Below are 20245 nucleotides of genomic sequence, written 5' to 3' on the forward strand. Positions count from 1 at the left end.
CCCGGCGGAGCCTCCACCGGTGTCCGCGCGGGGCCGCACCCGGCGGGCTCCGCCCTCAGGACTCCCGGACCGGACCGCCGGCCGTCCCGGGCAGCCCCGCCGCTTCGGCCGGCGGCTCCGTGCCGGCCGCCGCCACCGCCGCCGCCCCGGCGGGCTCCACCAGTCGGCGCGCGATCCACCACGCCGCCGCGCACAGGGCCGCCAGCGGCGCGAGCGCGACCCGCAGACCCACGTGATCGGCGAGCAGCCCGATCACCGGGCCAGCGACCCCGCCGACGCTGACGGCGAGGCCGAGGGTGACGCCACTGGCGGTCCCGATCCGGCTCGGGAGGTAGTCCTGGCCGAGCGTCACCTGGATCGAGAAGGGCACGTACAGGGCCAGCGAGACGACCGCCGCGAAGCCGTACAGCGCCGGCCCGGGCACCAGCAGCAGTCCGGCCACGGCCGGGACGGCGGCCGCGTACGCGCACCGGACGGTCCGCACCCGGCCCCAGCGCGAGGCGAGCCACCCGCCCAGGACGGTGCCGACCGCGCCGCCCGCGAACAGGGCGAACAGCGCCACCGTCCCGGCGCCGGAACTGCCGCCGGTCCCGCCCCCGAGCCGCTGCCGGGCGTAGAGGGCGACGAAGGCGCTCAGCCCGACGAAGACCACCGACCGGCAGCCGACCACCGCCGAGAGCCGCAGGAACGCGGGCCAGTCGTCGTGCCCGCCACCGCGCGGGGCGGCGGACTGCGCGACGGCCGTCCGGGTGGCCAGGTTGCGGACCACCGGGCCGGTCAGCACGGCGGCGGCCAGCGCGGGCAGCACCAGCCAGGGCGTCGCACCGAGCCCGCCGGCCTCCAGTACCGGGCCGGTCAGCAGCGGGGCGAGAGCGAAGCCGATGTTGCCGCCGAGCGAGTACCAGCCCATCCGGGTGTGGCCCGTACCGCTCGCGGCCCGCGCCAGCCGAGCGGACTCGGGGTGGTAGGCGGCCACCCCGATCCCGGAGACCGCGACCGCCGCGCAGACCAGCGGGTAGGTCCCGAACAGCCCGGCCACGCCGACTCCGGCACCTGCCGTCACCGTCGCGGCCGGGATCAACCAGGGCATCGCCCAACGGTCCGTCAGCACGCCGAACAGCGGCTGCACGACGGACGAGAGCAGCGTCGCGGCCAGCATGATCCCCGACGCGGCGAGGTAGCCCAGTCCGCGGCCGGCGACGAGGAAGGGGATCAGGGCGGGGACGACGCCCTGGTAGAAGTCGACGGCCGCATGGCCGGCGGCCAGCGCGGCGATCGGAGCGGCACCGCGGGGCCGGCCGGCACCGCCGGTTCGGGCGGTTCGGGACGAGGTCTGGGAGGTCACGAGCCGATCATCGGGGACCGGACCGGTGGCGCACTTCCGATAAAGTGCCGATCGATGCCGGATTCTTGCCAACCCCCGCCGCCCGACCAGTCGCCCGACCAGACGCCCTGCCCGTCAACCGCCCCCTCACCCGACCGACCGCCCGGTCACGACCGTGCGCAGCACGGCCCGACGGACCACCCGACCACCACGCGCCCGCTGTCGGCCGGCTCGGAGGTGGCCGCGCACCGGCACGAGGTGCACCAGATCGTGTACGCGGGCCGCGGCGTGCTCGCGGTGACCACGGACGCGGGCACCTGGGTGGCACCGGCGACGCGGGCCCTCTGGATCCCGGCCGGGACGCTCCACCGGCACCGCGCGTACGGACGGACGGTGCTGCACACGGTCGGCCTGCCGCTGGACCGGAACCCGCTCGGGCTGACCCGCCCGGCCGTGCTGGCGGTGGGCCCGCTGCTGCGCGAGCTCCTGATCGCGTACAGCAGCCCCGGCACCGAACGGACCGAGGAGGGACGGCGCGTGCTGGCCGTCCTGCTGGACCAACTGCGGCACGCCCCCGAGCAGCCGCTGCACCTGCCCGTGCCGCGCGACCCGCGGCTCGCCGCGGTCGGGGTCCTCCTCGACCGGGATCCGGCCGACCGGCGCACCCTCGCCGAGCTCGGCCGGGCCGCCGGGGCCGGGGCCCGCACCCTCAGCCGGCTCTGCCACGACGAACTGGGCATGACCTTCCCCCAGTGGCGCACCCAGCTGCGACTGCACCACGCGCTGAAGCTGCTGGCCGACGACCTGCCGGTCACGGCGGTGGCGCACCGTTGCGGCTGGGCGTCGGCCGGCGCCTTCATCGACGCCTTCCGCCGGGTCTTCGGCCACACCCCCGCCGCCCACCACCGCCGGACGGACTCACCGCGCTGACCGCCCCGCCGTAGCCGCTGCCGGCCCGGTGGCTCCGCTACCGGGCGAGGCGGGCGATCTCGCCGATCTCCAGTGCCGCGTACACCGCGCCGTCCGGGCCCACGACGATGCCGTGCGGCTCCGCGCCGGGCACCGGCAGCTCGTGGCTCCGGTAGTCGCCCCCGGGACCGAGCGAACCGATCCGGCCGGCGCCCCACTCGGTGAACCAGAGCCGGCCGTCCGGGTCGGCCGTGATGGCGTGCGGTCGGGCGGCCCGGTCGGGCAGCGGGTACTCCGTGACCTTGCCGTCGACCTCGATCCGGCCGACCAGCCCGGCGCCGATCCCGACGAACCAGAGCGCGCCGTCCGCACCGCTTGCGATGCCGACCGGCGCGGTGCCGGTGGTGGGCAGCGGATGGATCGTCACCTCGCCCTCGACCGTGATCCGGCCGACCGCGTCGGCCTGGTTGAGGGTGAACCAGAGCGCCCCGTCCGGCCCGGCGGCGATCATCGACGGGAAGCCTCCGGTGACGGGCAGCGGGTACTCCGTCACCTCGCCGTCCACGGTGATCCTGCCGATCCGGTCGGCGCTCAGCTCGGTGAACCAGAGCGCGCCGTCCGGGCCGGCCGTGATCCCGTACGGACCGGCGCCCTCGCCCGGCAGCGCGAAGGAGCGCTCGGTCCCGTCGGTGCCGATCCGTCCGATCCGGTGGTCGCGCATCCGCGTGAACCAGAGCGCCCCGTCCGGGCCGGCCGTGATCACCGACGGTCCGCACTCCGGCGCGCCCAGCCCGTACCCGGTCACCGTGCCGTCGGGCGCCAGCCGTCCGATCTCCCCGGCGTGCACCAGCGTGTACCAGATCGCTCCGTCCGGACCGACCGTCACGCCGTACGGACCGGCCTCACCGTCCGACACCTTGATACGTTCGACCGTCATCAGCAGCCCCACCCCTCTCTCGTGACACCTCGGCGGCTCCCCCGCACCCGGCACTCTCCACTACTCGGCACACGCACGGCAACCGGGTTCCGGGCAATCGGGCAGGACGGACGGGCAGGGCAGCCGCCCGGGCAACCGGGGCGGCCGGGAGGACGGCGCCCGGCCGCCTACTCCGGTACGGCCACCTCGGCGGGGGCCGTGCCGTTCCGCCGCCCTCCGCGCGCCCGGCGGTTCGGATCGCCCCGCAGGACGGAGACGACGCCCAGGACGGCGGCACAGATCGGCACCGCGAGCAGGGCGCCGAGGATGCCGGCGATCCCGGCGCCGGCCACCACCGCGACCATGATGGTGGCCGGGTGGAGTTCCACGGTGCGGCTCTGGATCAGCGGCTGGAGGACGTTGCCCTCGATGACCTGGACGGCGAGCACGATGCCGAGCGCCCAGAGCGCCGTCCCGAAGCCGCCTTCGGCGAGCGCCACCAGGACGGCGACCGCACCGGAGAGGAAGGCCCCGACGAAGGGGATGTACGCGCCCATGAAGACCAGCGCACCGAGGCCGGGCGCACCGGGGACGCTCAGCACGAGAAGGCCGACGGTGATGAAGAAGGCGTCGATCAGGGCGATCAGGGTCGTGCCGCGCATGAACCCGGCCATCGCCTCGAAGGCCCGCTCGGCACAGGCGACGACCGTGTCGGCGGTGCGGCCGGGCAGGTAGGAGCGGATGGCGTCGCCGGTGCGGTGGCCGTCGCGGAGGAAGAAGAAGACCAGCGCGAGTGCCAGCACGGCTCCGGTGACGATCTGGGTGGCCAGGCCGAGCCCGGACAGCACGCCGTCGGTGACGGTCGAGAGCAGCGAGCTGGTCTCGCCCTGGGCGTTGTCGAGGGCGTGCCGGATCTTCTCGCCGAACGGGCCGAGCCATGCGGCGATCCGGTCGCCGGCCTCCTGGAGCGAGGCGGCGATCTGCGGTGCGCTGTGCACCAGGGAGTTGACCAGGAGGGCGATCACCCCGCCCACGGCGGCCACCAGCACCGCGCACGTGAGCCCGGAGGCGACCGAGCGGCTGACTCCGCGTCGGACCATCCAGGGCATCACGGGGTACAGCAGCGAGGTGCCGAGCAGCGCCAGGATGACCGGGACGGTGGCGGCGCGCAGTTCGACGAGGGCGTAGACCACCAGCGAGGCGACGGTGATGAGCAGGATGACCGCCACCGACCACGCGGCCGCGGCCCGGATCGGGGGCGGCAGCATCAGGTAGGGACGGCGGTGGTCCGTGGGCCTCGCTTCGAGGACGTCGACCGGCCCGCGCCGTTCGGTCGCGCGCCGTTCCGCCTGCGAGCCGTCGCCGGACGGGCCTTCCTTCCGCTCCCCCGGCTCCCCCGGCTGCGCCCCTGGTTTCCCCGGCTCCCCCGGCATCCGCGTCTCCGTCCGGTCGATCGGTCCAGGTCTGCCCCATCTCAGCAGATGATCCGATCAATTGCGCGTTTTGTTCCCTCTCGGGCGCGCCCGGGCCGGCCGTGGCGGTACCGGCCCGGACGCCCCTCCGTCACTCGTGGAACCTGAACGACCAGGTCTGCGCCTGGTCCTCGACGTCCAACGGCCGCAGCGCGGTGCGCGGCGGGAAGATCCGCAGCACGCTCAGGTCGAGCGCCAGTTCCTCACCGTCGACCGGGCCGCCGGGGAGGACGACGTGGAAGGAGTACGGCTCGGCGGCCTGGTAGAGCACCCACTCGAAGGGTTCGGCGGCACCGACGACCTGCTGGTTCACCTCCGGCCGGCCCTCCAGGCCGAGGAAGCTGCCGTGCCGGAGGTTCTTGACGACGACGTTCCCGTTGCTCTGCGCGGCCACCTCCCACTCCTGCTCGCCGGGCCCACCGGTCGGCGGGAGGACGACCACGAACTCCTTCGCTTCCTGGAGGGTGAGCAGTTGCTCCTCCGGCTTGCCGATGGCGTAGACGCCGTCCGGTACAGGTGCTGCCATTGTCGACTCCACTTCACGGGGCGGCGCCGCGTGCGGCGCCGCCGTCCGACGGGTGGGTCGATTCAAGCCAGGCCGGCCGCTCCGTGCACGGACCACCCGCCGCAGGCCACTCGAACGAGTCGGCCTCCCCGAACACCGGACCGACCGTCGAACGCCCGCCCCCTACTCCGGTTCCTCGAAGCGGACCGCCCCGCCCCCGCCCGCGAACGCCAACACCCGCTCGGCCTCCGCCTCGGCCGCACGCCGGTCGGCCCGGGCCTGCGGCACGAACGGGCGGACCGTCACCACCCGCTCACCGGGCCGGTCCTCGGCCAGCCGCCAGCTCCCGGCGACGAGTCCGTCCACCAGCAGGGTGCCGAGCACGATGCCGTTCTGCGTCATCACCCGGCCCCGGTACTCCTCGGGCAGCACGCGGGTGCGGTCGGCGTGCGAGAGGAGCAGGTTGTCGAACGGCGCGACCAGCCGGACCGGCGCCGGGGTGTCCGGGTCGGGCCGGGGCGCGTCGGGCAGGTCGTGGAGCAACCGGCCGTGGTCGTCGCGGAAGGTGACCAGACCGGGAGCGAGGCGCTTCAGCACCGGGGCGAGCCGGCTGAGGCCGCACCACTTCTGCAGGTCGGCGACGGTGGCCGGACCGAAGGCCGCCAGGTAGCGCAGGGCGAGGTCGTCGAGCGAGGGCGCAGGATCGAGCGGACGGCCCAGCCAGTCCTCGGCGGTGGTGTGCGCGGCGGGGCCGCCACGGCCCCAGAGGCCGCGCGGCGGAACCTGTACCAGCGGCAGCAGGCAGCGCGCCGCCTGCGCCAGCGCGGCCGGGTCGCGGTCGGCGCGGGTGGCCGCCAGCTCGACGCCGAGCCGCTGGAACGTCCGGGGCTCCTCCTCCACCAGGGCGCGGGCCTCGGCGGCCAGCGCGTCGAGGTCGAGACCGTCCAGGCGCTTGCCGAAGGTGGCGCGCAGCCCCTGGTCCAGCACCGGCTGGAGCAGCGGGCGCAGTGTGAGGCAGTCCTCCGCCGTGACCAGGTGGATGGTGCCGCGCTGGAGGGCGATCCGGACGGCCTGCCGCCCCTCGATCAGCTCGTCGAGCGCGTCCGGGGTGAAGCCGTCCAGCCGGGCGAGCAGCCCGAGGTAGGGCGGCTGCGGGACGGCCTGGGCCTGGAGGCCCCCGAGGTGCCCGATCATCGCGGCCGGGGTGGCGGCGGTGCGGGTCAGCAGGTGCTGCCGGGCCAGCAGCGCGCGGCCGAGCGCTCTCGGCCCGAGGACCTCGCCGTCGTTCACCGGCGGCCGTCCAGGACGGAGCGCAGGACGGCGATCCGGTTGCTGGTGATCGAGTCGACACCTGCGGCGCGCAGCCTGCGCATGGTGCGGCGCAGGTCGGCGGTCCAGGTGGAGACGGCGAGCCCGGCGTGGTGCGCGGCTGCGGTGAACTCCGGGGTGGCCAGGCCGAACGGCGGGTTGAGGTAGTGCGGGCGCAGGTCGTCCAGCAGGGCGCGGACGGGCAGCCGGGGCTGCTTCCAGGTGAGCGCGATCTCCGCCCCGGGGGCGAGCGCGCGGACGGCGAGCATCGCGGTGGCCGGGCCGCAGAACGCGACCCGCCGCTCGGCGCCGAGTCCGGTGACGGCCTCCCAGGCCGCCGCGGCGGGCGTCGGGTCGTCGAGGTCGATGAGCAGCCTGGCCGTCGGGGACGCCTCCGCGGCCTTGAGCGCCTCGGCCAGGGTGGGGACGGCGTACTGCCCGTCAGCCAGGTCGTCGAGCTGCTCGGCGGTGACCCGGTCGAGTGCGCGCGGGTCACCCCAGAGCCGTTCCAGCGTCGCGTCGTGCAGCAGGACCGGGACGCGGTCCCTGGTGAGCCGGACGTCGACCTCGACGGCGTCGGCCCCGGCGGCGAGCGCCGACTCGATCGACGGGAGGGTGTTCTCGCGGTACCGGTACGGGTCGCCCCGGTGGGCGACGGCGAGCACCGGGCGGGGGGCGGAGCCCTGCGGGCGGGCTGAGTCGGTCATCGGTCCGTTCATCGGTTCACTCATCGGTGCGCGCATCAATTCGCTCATCGGGTCGCTCGTCGGGTCGATCATCGGGTCGGTGGTCGGGTCGGGTCGGGTCGGTCGTCGGCCGGTGGGAGGTGCGCGGTCGAGGGGTTCGCCGGGCCGGCGGGCACCGCGGACACTGCGGGCACCGGCCGGGTCGGCCGGGTGGTCAGCGGATCTTCCCCGCGAGCCACGGGGTGAGGACCGGCAGGGTGACGGCCTCGCGGTAGGCGGGCTCACCCGGCACGGTGACGATCATGGTGCAGGCGGGCGGGAAGGCCCGCCGCTTGAGGTGGACCAGACCGGACCAGACCGAGTTCAGGAAGGCCGGCACGCTGTCGCGCGGGACGTCGAAGGCGATCTGGTCGACCGTCACCACGGCCTCGTCGTGGACGAAGAGCCGGACGGTGATCCCGGGCCGGCCCGGGATCTCCACCAGGGCCTCGTGGGGTATCGCGGCCAGCTCGTCACCACCGCCGCCGGTGCCGACCAGACCGGCGAAGGTCCGGTCGTGTCCGATGTCGTGATCGGTGCTCACCGCACGGCCGTGCCGGGCGGCCGTCGCCTCGATCGCGAAGACGGCGCTCTGGGTGGACGGCAGCGGGGGGTGGGGCATCGGGCGATCCTCTCCTGACGGGTTCTCGGGTCGCGCTCAGCGCCGTTCGATCATCACGTTGGTGGACTTGATGACGGCAGTGGCAGGCGCTCCGGGCACCAGCTCCAGCTCCTCCGCGGACTCCCGGCTGATCAGCGAGACCACCCGGAACGGCCCGGCCTGGATCTCCACCTGGGCGGCGACGTCGCCGAGCACGACGTCGGTGACGATGCCGGGAAAGCGGTTGCGCGCGGACGAGGCACGGCCTTCGGTGGCATTCTCCGGGCGGGCCAGCTCGCGGGCGAAGGCGGCCAGCTGGGCGCCGGGGATGATCCGGTGACCGTGCTCGTCACGCTCGGCGACGACCCGGCCGGCATCCACCCAGCGCCGCATGGTGTCGGCGCTCACGCCGAGCAGCGCCGCGGCCTCGCTGATGCGGTACGGGTTGACCGGTGCCCCGGGCTGGCCCATGGTGCGACTCCTGACGATCGTTCGGGTGCCGGTACGCGTGACGGCGGACGCGGTGCGGACACGGCGGGCCCTGGCCGGAGCCCCCGCGGCCATCCTGCCGTACCGGGTGCCCGCACGGCCAAGCGGCGCCCGGCCGGGCCACCGCCGGCGACGGCACGGCCGGTCCGGCCGGGTCCGACGACCGGCCCGCCCGCCCGACGGCCGGCCCGCCGGAGGGCGTCCGCCGCCCTCCGTGCCTACGGCTCGCCGAAGAGGTCACGGCGGACGGCGTCACCGGCGGTGAGGACGGCGCCGCCGAGCACCGCGCCGCCGCCCGCCTCGCCGGCCCGGACCTCGGTGCGCAGCGGGGAGAGCATCGCGAGCCGGCGTTCCACCCGGGCGGCGAGCTCGGCGCCGCCGGCCCGGCCGATCTCGCCGCCGAGGACGACGCAGCCCGGGTCCAGGACGACGCAGACGGCCGAGGCCCCGACGGCGATCCGCTCGGCCAGCTCCTCCAGGAAGAGCCCGCCCGGCTGATCGTCACCGAGCGCGCGCAGGGCGGCCCGGACGGCGGCCTCGGCGGCGGAGGCGTCGTCGGCGGGGTCGGCGGGCAGCCCGTGGGCGCGGGCCAGCGCGCAGACGGCCGCACTGCCGGCCAGCCCGTGGAAGCCGCCCTCGCAGCTGGTCGCACTGGGAAGGCCGGTGGAGCCGGGAACGGGCAGGAAGCAGATCTCACCGGTGCCGCCGCTCGCCCCGCGGCGCAGCCTGCCGTCGAGGACGACGGCGGCGCCGACGCTGTGGCCGAGCCAGATGAGCACGAAGTCCTCCCGGTCGCGGGCGGCACCGGTCCGGTACTCGGCGCGGCCGGCCAGGTTGACCTCGTTCTCCAGGATCACGTCGGTGCCGGGGAGCGCCCGCAGGGCGGCGAGGAGTTCGGCGTGCCAGGCGGGCAGCTCGCCGGTGGACTGGAGGCGGCCGGTGGCGGGGTCGACCAGGCCGGGGGCGCCGACGGCGACGGTGTGCAGGTGGCCGGCGCCGGCCCGGGCGGCGGTGTCGAGCAGGGTGCGGACGATCCGGGCCGCGGTGTCGCGGTCGGCACTCGCACGGTCGGCGGCGGGGCCGTCGACCGCGGAGTCGCCGCCGGGCACGTCGACCGGGATGTCCGCGGAGGCGAGGACCTGTCCGGCGAGGTCGGCGACGACCAGCGAGACGCCGCCCTCGCGGACGTCGACGGCCGCGAGGTGCGCACGGGAGGCGACCAGCGCGTAGAGCCGGGCGTTCGGGCCGCGCCGCTGCTCGCCGCGCTCGCCGACCACGGCGACGAGCCCGGTGCGCTGCAACCGTTCGAGCAGGTCGGCGACGGTGGGCCGGGAGAGGCCGGTGAGGTCGCGCAGCTCGGTGGCGGTGAGGGGTCCCTGGTCGAGCAGCAGGTTGAGCGCCAACCGGTCGTTGATCGCCCGGGCGGTGCTCGGCGTGGCCGTACGCGCGGTGGTCATGGGCGGACATCCTTCCAGAGTGTTTCTATCAGGGTCCCTTCCTGATAATTTATCCCACGTCGCCGCCGCGCACCGACGACCCCGCGCGGGCACCGGTCACAGGTGCCGCTCGACGGGTACCACCCCCAGCAGCAGCCACCCACCAGGAACCACCACCTCAGGGCACCGCCGCGCCTCCGGCGCGGCCGGGAGGGAAGAAGCCGGATGACCAGCACCTCGACCGCAGGACCACCCCTCGACACACTGGACTCACCACGCCGGGCCAGGGCCTCCATCTCCCTCGTCTTCGCCGTGCACGGGGCCGTGAGCGGCACGTTCGTCAGCCGGATCCCGTGGATCCAGGACCGTCTCGACCTCTCCCCCGGCCAGCTGGGCCTGGCCCTGGTGATGCCCGCGATCGGCTCGTCCCTCGCGATGCCGCTGGCCGGGCGGTTCGTCCACCGCTACGGCGGCCGGGCGGCGGTCCGCGGGCTGCTCTCGCTCTGGTGCCTGGCCCTGATCCTGCCGCCCCTCGCCCCTTCGCTGCCGCTCCTCTGCCCGGCCCTCCTGCTCTACGGGGCCAGCGCCGGCATGGCCGACGTCGCGATGAACGCCCAGGGCGTGGAGATCGAACAGCGGCTCGGCCGCTCGATCATGTCCGGACTGCACGGGATGTGGAGCGCCGGCGGGCTGCTGGCCGCCGGGTTCGGCATCGTCGCCGCCCACCAGGACCTCGACGCGCGCCTCCAGCTCGCCGTCACCGCGCTCGTCCTGCTGGCCGTCAGCCAGCCGGTCTGCCGCGCCCTGCCCGACCTGCGGGCGCCGGACGGGGCCGAGGAGCCGCCGCGGTTCGCGCTGCCGCCGCGCAGCTCGCTGGTGATCGGACTGGTCGGCTTCTGCGCGGTGTTCGCCGAGGGCGCGTCGATGGACTGGAGCGGTGTCTACCTCCGGGACGTCACCGGCGCCTCGTCGACCGTGGCCGCCGCCGCGTACACCGCCTTCTCCCTCACGATGGCCGTCAGCCGGCTCGCGGGCGACGCGGCGATCCGCCGGCTCGGCGCCGTCCGGGCCACCAGGCTCAGCGGGGCGATCGCCACCGCCGGCGGTCTGCTGGTCGTCGTCGCCGACAGCCCGGCCCTGGCCATCCCCGGCTTCGCGCTGATCGGGGTCGGCGTCGCGGTGGTGGTGCCGCTGGCCTTCGCCGCGGCCGGCCGGATCGGCACCAACCCGAGCCAGGCCATCGCCGGCGTCGCCACCGTCACCTACACCTCCGGGCTGATCGCGCCCGCGATCGTCGGCGGGCTGGCGCAGGCCACCTCGCTCACCGTCTCGTTCGGGGTCGTCACCGCGCTCTCCGTCGCCCTGTTCCTCAGCGCGGGCGCCCTGCGCCGGGCCGAGCCCGACCGGGCGCCGGCCACCACCCCGAAGCCCGCTCCGGAGCGCACCCCGCACCCCGCACCGGCCGCCGTCCCGGGCCGGACCGACCGCACCGGAACCGGGCAGCGGCAGGACGGCTGAACACCCTGCCGGCACCGTCCCCCGGCGCGCACCACCCGACCCCCGCAACGCCCCGGCCGCAGCCACCCCGCGGCCGGGGCGCACGCGTTCGCGCCCTCCGCCGCTCCCCCGCACGCCCCGCCCGCACGCCCTCGGCCACCGAACCCGGCCACTTCTCAGGGTTCATGAACTTTCCTCAGGTGCCGCACAACCCTTTCGAATGATCCTCAGTCGAACCCTGCGAACCGGTCGGGGGGACCGGGTACATCCGACCATCCGCCCTTCACTCCCGGCGCTCCGTGGCGAGCACGGACCGCCGTGTCCCAGGTATGTCCATATTCGAACACACCGTGAGGACCCCATGACCCGTCGCACCATCGTGAAGCGTCGTCCCGGCTCGGCCTCCGCAGCCGCCGTCCTCGCCCTCGTCACGACCGCCGTACTACGGGTTGCGCACCTACCGGGAGTTCGTCAACGTCCACAGCGGGCTCGCCCTCGACGTGGCCGAGGTCTCCTTCGACCCCGGCGCCCCGGCCATCCAGTGGCCGCGCAGCACCGTCGTCAACCAGTTCTTCTTCGTCTGGAAGGACGGCAGCACCCCGCTCTGAAGCCGGTGAACCGCGCCGGTGCGGGGCGGGTCCGCCACCCCTCCCCGCACCGGTCCCCTCCGGTACCGCGACCACCCGACCCGACCCACCGTCAGGAGAAGACCGTGAGCACTCCCACCGCACTCGCCCGGCGGGCCGGCTCCACCGCCGCCTGCCTCGCCCTCGCCGTCGGACTGGCCGTCACCGCCCCGTCCTCGCCCGCGCACGCCGCGGACTCCGCGCACTTCCAGCTCGGGAACCTCGCCGTCGGCAAGTGCCTGGAGGTCGCCGACTGGCGCACCGACGACGGCGCCCCGGTCCGGACATGGACCTGCACCGGCGGCGACAACCAGAAGTGGTACTGGACCGACCGCGACGAGCTGGTGAACGTCCACAGCGGCAAGTGCCTGGAGATCCCCGGGTACAGCACCACCTGGGGCACCCCGGGCGGCCAGTGGAGTTGCAACCGGGGGCGCAACCAGGCCTGGAGCGACGCCAACCGGCTCCACAGCGGCAGCCGCACTATCGTCAACCTGAACAGCGGCCTCAACCTCGACGTCTCGGGCTCCGACCCGGCCGACGGCACGCCCGTCATCCAGTGGGGTCCGACCGGCGGTTACAACCAGGTCTGGGCGCCCTCGCCGTTCCCGCCCGGCCCGCACCACTGACCCCGGAGCCGTCCGGGCCGTCCTCGCCCGTTCGCGAACCCACCCCACCGCAGGAGGAACCATGGGCACCGCCCGCCGTACGCTCGCCGTCCGTCTCGGCCCCGCCGCCGTCCTCGCCTGTGCGCTCGCACTGGCGGTACCGGCGCCGGCCGGGGCCGCCGACAGCACCCCGTTCGAGATCAACAGCGCCGCCACCGGAAAGTGCCTGGAGGTCGCGGACTGGCGCACCGACGACGGCGCACCCGTCCGCCAGTGGACCTGCACCGGCGGCGCCAACCAGAAGTGGGTCCGGACCGACCGCGGCGAGTTCGTCAACGTCCGCAGCGGCAAGTGCCTGGAGATCCCCGGATACAGCACCACCTGGGGCACCCGGGCGGGCCAGTGGACCTGCAACGGCGGGCTCAACCAGACCTGGGCCGAGACCGTCGTCCACCACAGCGGGATCCGCACCCTGACCAACGGTCACAGCGGTCTCCTGCTCGACCTCACCGGCTCCAGCACCGACGACGGCACCCCCGTGGCCCAGTGGGGGAAGAACAACGGCCTCAACCAGGTCTGGTTCTACTCGCCGTGGCCGACCGGCAGCGTCCGCTAGTCAACTCCAGCACCCCGTCTCGACAGCGAAGGGACCACCCCATGCGCGTATCCCTCGGCAGCCGGCTCGCCTCCGGCGCCGCCGTCCTCGCCCTCGCGTCCGGCCTCGCCGTGACCGGGTCGGCCTCGGCGGCCGCCTCGGAGCAGATCCCGCGCTACACCCCCTACTTCGAGCTCTTCAACCACTCGACCGGCAAGTGCCTGGAGGTCTCCGACTGGCGCAGGGACGCGGGTGCGCCCGTCCGCCAGTGGACCTGCACGGGCGGGGCCAACCAGCAGTGGGCGGCCAACAGCAACGGGTTCCTGGTCAACCGGAACAGCGGGCTGTGCCTCGACGTCCCCGGCGGCAGCACCGTCTGGGGCGAACGGCCCGTTCAGTCGCACTGCGCACCGCGACCGGCGTCGGGCAGCCAGCGCTGGTACGTCCCCGGGGTCAACAGTGACCCGGTCGGCACCGTCGGCAACGGCAACGGCCTGGTGCTCGACGTGGCCGGGTACGACGCGAGCGACGGCGCCCCAGTGATCCAGTGGGGCGCCAACGGGGGACTCAACCAGCTGTGGACCGGCCTCCGGCCGCCCGTCCGACTCTGAGCACGGGCGCGGGCACGGACGGTCCCGCCTCCCGAACCGGTGACGTCCGCGGTTAGGCTCGGGGGCGTGCCCGCAGCCGTGACACCCCCGCCGCCGCCCGTACCGGCAGAGACCGGCCCCGTACCGGCGGACGCCTCGCCGACGGACGCCTCGCCGACGGTGTCCTCACCGACGGTTCCCGCGCCCGCGGGGCGTCTGCCGCGCGCGGTCCGGGTCCGGTTCGCGGCGCTCCTGGCGATCCTCGGTGCCGCGGCCGGCTCGCTCCTGCTGTGGAGCCCGACGGCGCTGCTCGACGGCGGGCTCCCGCCCGGCGTGCCGCTGGCTCCCGTGTTCGTCGCGGTCTACGCACTGGGCACGGTGGCGTTCTTCCCCCGGCCGGCGCTCAACGCGGCCGCGGGGCTGTTGCTGGGCGTGCAGCAGGGCGTGGTGCTGGCCGTCCTCGGCACCACGCTCGGCGCGGCAATGGCGTTCGTCCTGGCCCGCCGGCTCGGGCGGGACGCGCTCCGCCCCTACCTGCGCGGGCGGCTGCTGCTCTCCCTGGACCGCCGCTTCACCGAGCAGGGCTTCCGTAGCGTCTTCCTGCTGCGGTTGCTGCCCGGGCTGCCGTTCCAGGCGGGCAACTACGGCGCCGCCTTCTCCGGAGTGCCGTTCCTCCCCTTCGTCACCGCGACGGCGCTGGGGGTGACGCCGTTGACGGCGGTCTACGTCACGGCCGCGGCCACCGCGCGCGAGCCCGGGTCGACGGCGTTCCTGCTGTCGGCCGGGGCCATCGGGGTGCTCTGCCTGGTGAGTCTGGTCTCGCTGTGGCGGGCCGCCGCCCGGCGGCGCTCGCCCGCGGCCTGAGCGCCCGGCGCCCGACCCGGTGCGCCGGGCGCGTCGGACCCGCCGATCCGCTCGGCCGGCCGGGGGTCACTGTCGGACGTGTGTGAAATCGTTCCCGCATTGTTGACAGAAGGTCAATTGCGCGGTGACCGCGACCGATATGGTCTACGCGCGCAACCGTACGTCGCGCACCGGCGTCGCAAGAGGTGTCCGGGTCCGCCCGGGCTTCCGGCGCGGCACGACTCGTACGGGGGTCGCGAGCGGGCACGGTACCGGTGATCAGTGCGATACTCGGACAGTTCCGACGAGTGGATGACGTGTCAAAAGGACACGCGCACCCGGGGGACCTGTACGGAACGAGGCAGGGAGGCGCGGCATGGGAGCACTTCGCGACGAGCACCACAACGGGTGGCTGATGCCCTCCGGGAACTACCCGGCCGCGGTGTACGACGACGAGTGGGTCGAGCAGGAGACGGTGCAGTCCTCCCCAGCCCCCACCAAGATCGTCTCCCTGCGGCCGACCGGATTCGAGGCAGCCCGCACGGTCGGCGAGCACATCCGGGCCAGCATCCCGGTGGTCATGGACCTCACCGAGATGGACGAGGCCGAGGCCAAGCGCATGGTCGACTTCGCCTCCGGTCTGATCTTCGGCACCCGTGGCGGCATCGAGCGGATCGCCCGCCGGGTGTTCCTGCTGACCCCGGCGGACGTCGAGGTGATGGTCATCGACCGGCCCCTGGACGAGACCGGGTTCTACAACCAGAGCTGACCGCGGAAGCCCGCGACCGGGGACGGCAGGTGCCGTCCCCGGTTTTTTGCTGCCCGCCGCCCATCGACTCTCGCCTCATCTGCGTCACCGGAATTAACTTTGAGACATCCATGTCTCATTCAGCGTACACTCGCTCCATGGCCACCGATCGTGACTCCGTCCTCGAAGCCGCTGTCGGCGTGCTCTCCCGCCGCCCGACCGCCCACCTCGACGAGATCGCCCGCGCCGCGGGCATCAGCCGCGCCACCCTGCACCGGCTCTTCCCGGGCCGTGACGCGCTGATCCGCGAGGTCGGCCTGCTCGGGCTCCGCCGGTTCGGCGCCGCGCTCGACACCGCGGCCGTCGAGGAGGGCGACGCCCACGCCGCGCTGCGCCGCCTGGTCGACGCGGTCGTCCCGGACGCCGCGCTCTGCGCGTTCCTGGCCGGCGAGAACCAGCTCTACGACGACGCCGACATCAACGACCTCTGGGACTCCCAGATCGACCGGATGCACGCACTCTTCCTGCGCGGGCAGCAGCAGGGCGCCTTCCGGATCGAACTCTCGGCGGCCTGGCTGAGCGAGGCCTTCTTCGACCTGGTGGCCGGCGTCGGCTGGGCCATCCAGGACGGCCGGCTCGCCCCGCGCGACGCCGCGTTCTCGCTGGCCGAACTGTTCCTCGGCGGCGCGCTGCGCAGCTCCCGGCCGCAGCCCCACCCGCAGCCCCAGCCGCACTGATCTCCACCATCCACGCACCTCGGACCGGAAACCGGACACCGATACCCATGAGCAGCACCGTCCACCTCCGCCCCCGCCAGCGCTGGACCGGCCTCGCCGTCCTCGTCCTGGCCGTCACCCTGGTCGCCGTCGACGCGACCGTCCTCTCCCTGGCCATCCCCTCGATCAGCGAGACCCTGCGGCCCAGCGGCACCCAGCTGCTCTGGATCGGCGACGCCTACTCCTTCGTCCTGGCCGGCCTGCTGGTCTCGATGGGCGCGCTCAGTGACCGGATCGGCCGCAAGAAGCTGCTGCTGGCCGGCTCCGCCGCGTTCGGCGCCGCCTCGCTGCTCGCCGCCTACGCCCCCACCGCCGGCTGGCTGATCGTCGCCCGCGCGCTGCTCGGCGTCGCCGGGGCGACCGTCATGCCGTCCACGCTCTCGCTGATCCGCTCGCTCTTCCCGGACGACCGGGAGCGGGCCACCGCGATCGGCATCTGGGGCGCGGCGGCCACCGCCGGCGCCGCGCTCGGCCCGGTGGTCGGCGGGGTGCTGCTGGAGCACTTCTGGTGGGGCTCGGTCTTCCTGCTCAACATCCCGGTGCTGCTCCTGCTGCTGGTGCTCGGTGCCTGGCTGCTGCCCGAGTCGAAGGACCCGAAGCCCGGCCGCTGGGACGTGCTGAGCGTGCTGCTCTCCCTCACCGGTGTGATCGGCGTGGTCTACGCGATCAAGGAGGCCGCCGCCCACGGCCTCGTCCGCTGGGAGGTGCCGGTCGCGGCCGTCATGGGCGCGGCGGCGCTGACCGTCTTCGTCCGCCGCCAGCTGCGGCTGGAGACCCCGCTGCTGGACGTCCGGCTCTTCACCGACCGTCGCTTCACCGCCGCCGTCCTCGCGTCGCTGACCGCGCTGATCGGGCTGTCCGGCGTGGTCTTCGTGACCTCGCAGTACCTGCAGCTGGTACGCGGCTACCCGCCGCTGAAGGCCGGCCTGGCCGAGCTGCCGGCCTTCGCCGGCGCGGTGGTCGGCGGCCTGCTGACCGCGCGGCTGGTCCGCCGCACGGGTGCCCGCACGGCGCTGACCGCCGGACTGCTGACGATGGGCGTCGGGATCGGCATGCTCGGCTGGATCCAGCAGGACACCACCTACCTGGTGCTGGCCGCCGCCTTCCTCCTGGTCGGCACGGCCGAGGGCGTGGTCTACACGCTCGGCGCCGACCTGGTGCTGGGTGCCGCGCCCGCCGACAAGGCCGGCGCCGCGTCCGCGGTCTCCGAGACGGCGTACGAGCTGGGCACCGCGCTCGGCATCGCGCTGGTCGGCTCGGTGGTCGGCGCACTGTACGTGGGCCGGCTGGTCGTCCCCGCCGAGGCCGGGTCGGCGGCGGCGCAGGCCGGTGAGTCGCTGGGCGGCGCGGTCGAGGCCGCGCACGGACTGCCGGAGGCGCTGGCCGCTCCGCTGCTGGCCAGTGCCCGGGACGCCTTCGTCCACGGGCTGAACGTCGCGGCGATCCTGGCGGGCGTGCTGCTGCTGGGCGCGGCCCTGCTGGCCTGGCGGCTGCTGCGGAAGCTGCCCGACGCGGCCCCGCAGCAGGAGCCGACGGAGGAGCGGACGCCGGAGAAGGCCGGGGTGTAGTCACGGGCACGCGGGGCCCGGTCCGATCGTCGATCGGACCGGGCCCCGTCGTGTGCCGGTCCCGACGGTTCGCGCCGGAACGGACGCTTTCGGGCAGGCCCGGCGGCGTCACACCGCGCCGAAGGGGAGCTCCAGCTCCGCCCAGACCACCTTGCCGTCGCGGGTCAGCCGGCTCCCCCAGCGCTGGGCGAGTTCGCTGACCAGGAACATGCCGCGCCCGCCCTCGTCCTGCTCGGCGAAGGGGCGCAGCTGGGGCGTCTGGCCGCCGGCGTCCGCGACCTCCAGGGTGAGCACCCGGTCGCGGAAGAGCCGGAGCCGGCGCGGGGCGTCGGCGTGCAGCAGGGCGTTCGTGACCAGCTCGCTGACCAGCAGCTCGGCGTAGTCGGAGAGGCCGGACAGGCCCCAGCCGTCGAGCGTGCTGCGGGTGAAGCGGCGGGCCATGCCGGGGAGCCTCCCGCCGCCGGTGAGCGGCAGGGTGGCGACCCGGTCCGCGGGCAGTGGCAGCACCCGGGCCATGATCATCGCGATGTCGTCGTCGGTGCCGTCGGTGACCAGCGCGCCGAGGACGGCGTCGCAGCTCTCCTCCAGGGTGCGTCCGGGGCCGGAGAGGGTGCGGGCGAACAGGTCGATGCCCTCGTCGAGGTCGTGGCCTCGGCGTTCGACCAGGCCGTCGGTGTAGAGGGCGACCATGGCGCCCTCGGGGAGGCTGAACCCGACGGATTCGAAGGCCACGCCGCCGACCCCGAGCGGGACGCCCGGCGGCACCTCCACCCGGCGGGCGGTGCCGTCGGGGGCCACCCAGACGGGCGGCAGGTGGCCCGCCGAGGCGACCTGGACGGTGCGCTCCAGGGGGTCGTAGACGGCGCAGATACAGGTGGCGAACTGGCCCTCGCCGATGCCGGAGGCGGTCTCGTCCAGCCGGGTGAGCACCTGCTCGGGCGGCATGTCCAGGGTGGCGAGGGTGCGGGCGACGGTGCGCAGCTGGCCCATGGTGGCGGCGGCCCGGATGCCGTGGCCCATGACGTCGCCGACGACCAGGGCGACCCGCCCGCAGGAGAGCGGCACGACGTCGAACCAGTCGCCGCCGACCTCGCTGGTGACGCTGGAGGGCAGGTAGCGGTAGGCGATCTCCAGACCCAGGGTCCGGTGGATCTCCTGGGGCAGCAGGCTGCGCTGGAGGGTGAGCGCGGTCTCGCGCTCGCGCCGGTAGAGCCGGGCGTTGTCGATGGCGAGGGCGGTGCGGGCGATCAGCTCCTCGGCGAGCGCGACGTCCGCGGCGGTGAACGGTTCGGGGTTGCGCATGCGGATGAACTCGGCACCGCCCAGCACCATGCCCCGCGCGGTGAGCGGGAGCATCAGGTACGAGTGGATGCCCGCCTCGATGCCGGGGGCGACGCGGTCCTCGGAGGCGACCAGCCCGCGCAGCACCTCCTCGTCGACGTGGGCGCGCAGCAGCGGGCGGCCGCTGCGCAGGCACTGGGTGTAGCTGCGGCCGGGGGCGTACTCGGAGACCTCGCCGATGGTGTCGACGGCGTGGACCAGTCCGGACTCGTAGGACTCGCCGACGGCGACGGCGCGCAGCTGGACGGAGCGGTCCTCCGGGATGGCGGTGGGCTCGGAGCCGCGCAGCACCGTTTCGAGCAGGTCCACGGTGGCGAAGTCGGCGAACCGCGGGACGACCGCCTCGATCAGTTCCTCGGCGGTGCGCTGGAGGTCGAGGGTGGTGCCGATCCGGGCGGTGGCCTCGGCGATGGTGGAGAGACGTTCCTGCGCGCGGGCGGCGCGGGCCTCGGCCTGGAAGCGCTCGGTGACGTCGATGATCGACGAACAGACGCCGAAGACCCGGCCGGTGGAGTCCTCCAGCCGGAAGTAGGAGGCGGACCAGGCGCGGTCGCGGCGCGGGTCCCCGGGGACGCGGCCGTGCGAGCGGGCGTCGACGACGGGGCGGCCGGTGGCGAGCACCTGGCGCATGATCTGTTCTATCTCGGCGCTGTTGATGCCGGGCAGCACGCTGCTGATCCGGCGGCCGAGGTGGGCGGCGACGGGGACGCCGTTCATCCGGGCCAGCGACTCGTTCAGCCGCACGTAGCGCAGGTCGGTGTCGTAGACGGCCATCCCGATCGGGGACTGTCCGAAGATGCCGTCGAGGACGGCGAGGTCCGCCTCGACGCGGTGCAGGGCGACGGTGTCGGAGGCGGTGGCGAGCAGCAGCAGGGTGCCGCCGGGGCCGGAGATCGGGTAGGTGCGGAACTCCAGCTCGACGGTGTGACCGTCGCGGTGGCGGACGGGGAAGACGCCCGACCAGCCCTTGCCGCCCATGATCCGTTCGAAGAGTTCCAGCACTTCGGGGCGGTCGTCCGAGGCGGTGAGCAGCTGGGCCGCGTAGCTGCCGACGGCCTCGTCGGCGGGGTAGCCGAGCAGTGCCTCGGCGTCCTCGCTCCAGTGGAGGATCAGACCGTCGTCCTGGAGCAGGGCGGTGGCGAGCGGAACGAGCCGATGGCCGTCCAGACGTGCGGAGGTGCCGCCCGGATCGGGGCCGGCGGCGTCGGTCGCGTCCCACTCGTGTCTCCGCATGATCAGGCAGCACCCCGGTTCGGCTCGTGCCCGGCCGGGCGGGGCCTCGCGGTCCGTGCCGGCCGGGGTTCTTCTCCAGACTGCACGGACATCGGCCGCCCGGCGACCCCTTGGTGAAGGGTCGGCCGGTCGTTC

The 20245-nt window shown here is 74.7% G+C and carries 20 protein-coding genes; 10 read left to right on the forward strand and 10 right to left on the reverse strand.

Features of this window, described 5'->3' with window-relative positions; all coding sequences use genetic code 11:
- Positions 1-55: 55 nt before the first annotated feature.
- The gene (locus tag PUR61_RS28920; RefSeq protein WP_329882495.1) at positions 56-1276 is read right to left on the reverse strand and encodes an MFS transporter; all 1221 of its coding nucleotides are present in this window, start codon (positions 1274-1276) and stop codon (positions 56-58) included.
- 123 nt (positions 1277-1399) lie between these two features.
- Here PUR61_RS28920 and PUR61_RS28925 point away from each other — a divergent pair, with 123 nt between their 5' ends.
- Positions 1400-2254 (forward strand): AraC family transcriptional regulator, encoded by an 855-nt coding sequence (locus tag PUR61_RS28925; protein ID WP_329882424.1) that lies wholly within the window; start codon positions 1400-1402, stop codon positions 2252-2254.
- 37 nt (positions 2255-2291) lie between these two features.
- Here the strand turns inward: PUR61_RS28925 and PUR61_RS28930 are convergent, their stop codons facing one another.
- The 8 genes from PUR61_RS28930 to PUR61_RS28965 form a co-directional block, all read right to left on the reverse strand.
- Entirely contained in the window at positions 2292-3170 is an 879-nt protein-coding gene (locus PUR61_RS28930; RefSeq protein WP_329882425.1) for a Vgb family protein, read from the reverse strand.
- Positions 3171-3337: 167 nt separating this feature from the next.
- A complete protein-coding gene (locus PUR61_RS28935; RefSeq protein WP_329882426.1) occupies positions 3338-4582 on the reverse strand; it encodes an AI-2E family transporter in 1245 nt (414 codons plus the stop codon).
- A gap of 130 nt (positions 4583-4712) precedes the next feature.
- Positions 4713-5147, reverse strand: a complete 435-nt coding sequence (locus PUR61_RS28940; protein WP_329882427.1) for a hypothetical protein — start codon at positions 5145-5147, stop codon at positions 4713-4715.
- A gap of 162 nt (positions 5148-5309) precedes the next feature.
- Positions 5310-6416 (reverse strand): winged helix DNA-binding domain-containing protein, encoded by a 1107-nt coding sequence (locus tag PUR61_RS28945; RefSeq protein WP_329882428.1) that lies wholly within the window; start codon positions 6414-6416, stop codon positions 5310-5312.
- A complete protein-coding gene (locus PUR61_RS28950; protein WP_329882429.1) occupies positions 6413-7141 on the reverse strand; it encodes a glycerophosphodiester phosphodiesterase in 729 nt (242 codons plus the stop codon). The genes PUR61_RS28945 and PUR61_RS28950 overlap by 4 nt, the downstream gene beginning before the upstream one ends.
- Before the next feature lie 193 nt (positions 7142-7334).
- Positions 7335-7781, reverse strand: coding sequence for a hypothetical protein (locus tag PUR61_RS28955; protein ID WP_329882430.1), 447 nt, complete (start codon positions 7779-7781; stop codon positions 7335-7337).
- A 36-nt stretch (positions 7782-7817) separates the two neighbouring features.
- Positions 7818-8231: a TOBE domain-containing protein gene (locus PUR61_RS28960; RefSeq protein WP_329882431.1), complete on the reverse strand. Its 414-nt coding sequence runs from the start codon at positions 8229-8231 to the stop codon at positions 7818-7820.
- Between the two features lie 236 nt (positions 8232-8467).
- On the reverse strand, positions 8468-9706 hold the full coding sequence (locus tag PUR61_RS28965) for an ROK family transcriptional regulator (protein ID WP_329882432.1): 1239 nt from the start codon (positions 9704-9706) through the stop codon (positions 8468-8470).
- 204 nt (positions 9707-9910) lie between these two features.
- On the opposite strand from PUR61_RS28965, the gene PUR61_RS28970 reads away from it, so the two are divergent.
- The 9 genes from PUR61_RS28970 to PUR61_RS29010 all read left to right on the forward strand — a co-directional run bounded on the left by PUR61_RS28970 (position 9911) and on the right by PUR61_RS29010 (position 17536).
- Positions 9911-11203: an MFS transporter gene (locus tag PUR61_RS28970; protein ID WP_329882433.1), complete on the forward strand. Its 1293-nt coding sequence runs from the start codon at positions 9911-9913 to the stop codon at positions 11201-11203.
- 428 nt (positions 11204-11631) lie between these two features.
- Positions 11632-11790, forward strand: a complete 159-nt coding sequence (locus PUR61_RS28975; RefSeq protein WP_329882434.1) for an RICIN domain-containing protein — start codon at positions 11632-11634, stop codon at positions 11788-11790.
- Positions 11791-11894: 104 nt separating this feature from the next.
- Positions 11895-12437 carry an RICIN domain-containing protein gene (locus PUR61_RS28980; protein WP_329882435.1) on the forward strand — a complete coding sequence of 181 codons (543 nt, stop codon included), beginning with the start codon at positions 11895-11897 and terminating at the stop codon, positions 12435-12437.
- Positions 12438-12498: 61 nt separating this feature from the next.
- Positions 12499-13032, forward strand: coding sequence for an RICIN domain-containing protein (locus PUR61_RS28985; protein ID WP_329882436.1), 534 nt, complete (start codon positions 12499-12501; stop codon positions 13030-13032).
- 41 nt (positions 13033-13073) lie between these two features.
- Complete coding sequence (locus PUR61_RS28990) at positions 13074-13622, forward strand: RICIN domain-containing protein (protein WP_329882437.1); 549 nt, start codon at positions 13074-13076, stop codon at positions 13620-13622.
- Positions 13623-13688: 66 nt separating this feature from the next.
- Positions 13689-14465: a TVP38/TMEM64 family protein gene (locus PUR61_RS28995; RefSeq protein WP_329882439.1), complete on the forward strand. Its 777-nt coding sequence runs from the start codon at positions 13689-13691 to the stop codon at positions 14463-14465.
- A gap of 355 nt (positions 14466-14820) precedes the next feature.
- Complete coding sequence (locus PUR61_RS29000) at positions 14821-15213, forward strand: cell division protein SepF (RefSeq protein ID WP_329882440.1); 393 nt, start codon at positions 14821-14823, stop codon at positions 15211-15213.
- Between the two features lie 137 nt (positions 15214-15350).
- On the forward strand, positions 15351-15929 hold the full coding sequence (locus tag PUR61_RS29005; protein ID WP_329882441.1) for a TetR/AcrR family transcriptional regulator: 579 nt from the start codon (positions 15351-15353) through the stop codon (positions 15927-15929).
- Positions 15930-15976: 47 nt separating this feature from the next.
- Positions 15977-17536 carry an MFS transporter gene (locus PUR61_RS29010; protein ID WP_329882442.1) on the forward strand — a complete coding sequence of 520 codons (1560 nt, stop codon included), beginning with the start codon at positions 15977-15979 and terminating at the stop codon, positions 17534-17536.
- 108 nt (positions 17537-17644) lie between these two features.
- Here the strand turns inward: PUR61_RS29010 and PUR61_RS29015 are convergent, their stop codons facing one another.
- Positions 17645-20110 carry a SpoIIE family protein phosphatase gene (locus PUR61_RS29015; RefSeq protein WP_329882443.1) on the reverse strand — a complete coding sequence of 822 codons (2466 nt, stop codon included), beginning with the start codon at positions 20108-20110 and terminating at the stop codon, positions 17645-17647.
- Positions 20111-20245 lie beyond the last annotated feature (135 nt).

Source organism: Streptomyces sp. BE20, from assembly GCF_036322525.1.
GTDB lineage: Bacteria > Actinomycetota > Actinomycetes > Streptomycetales > Streptomycetaceae > Kitasatospora.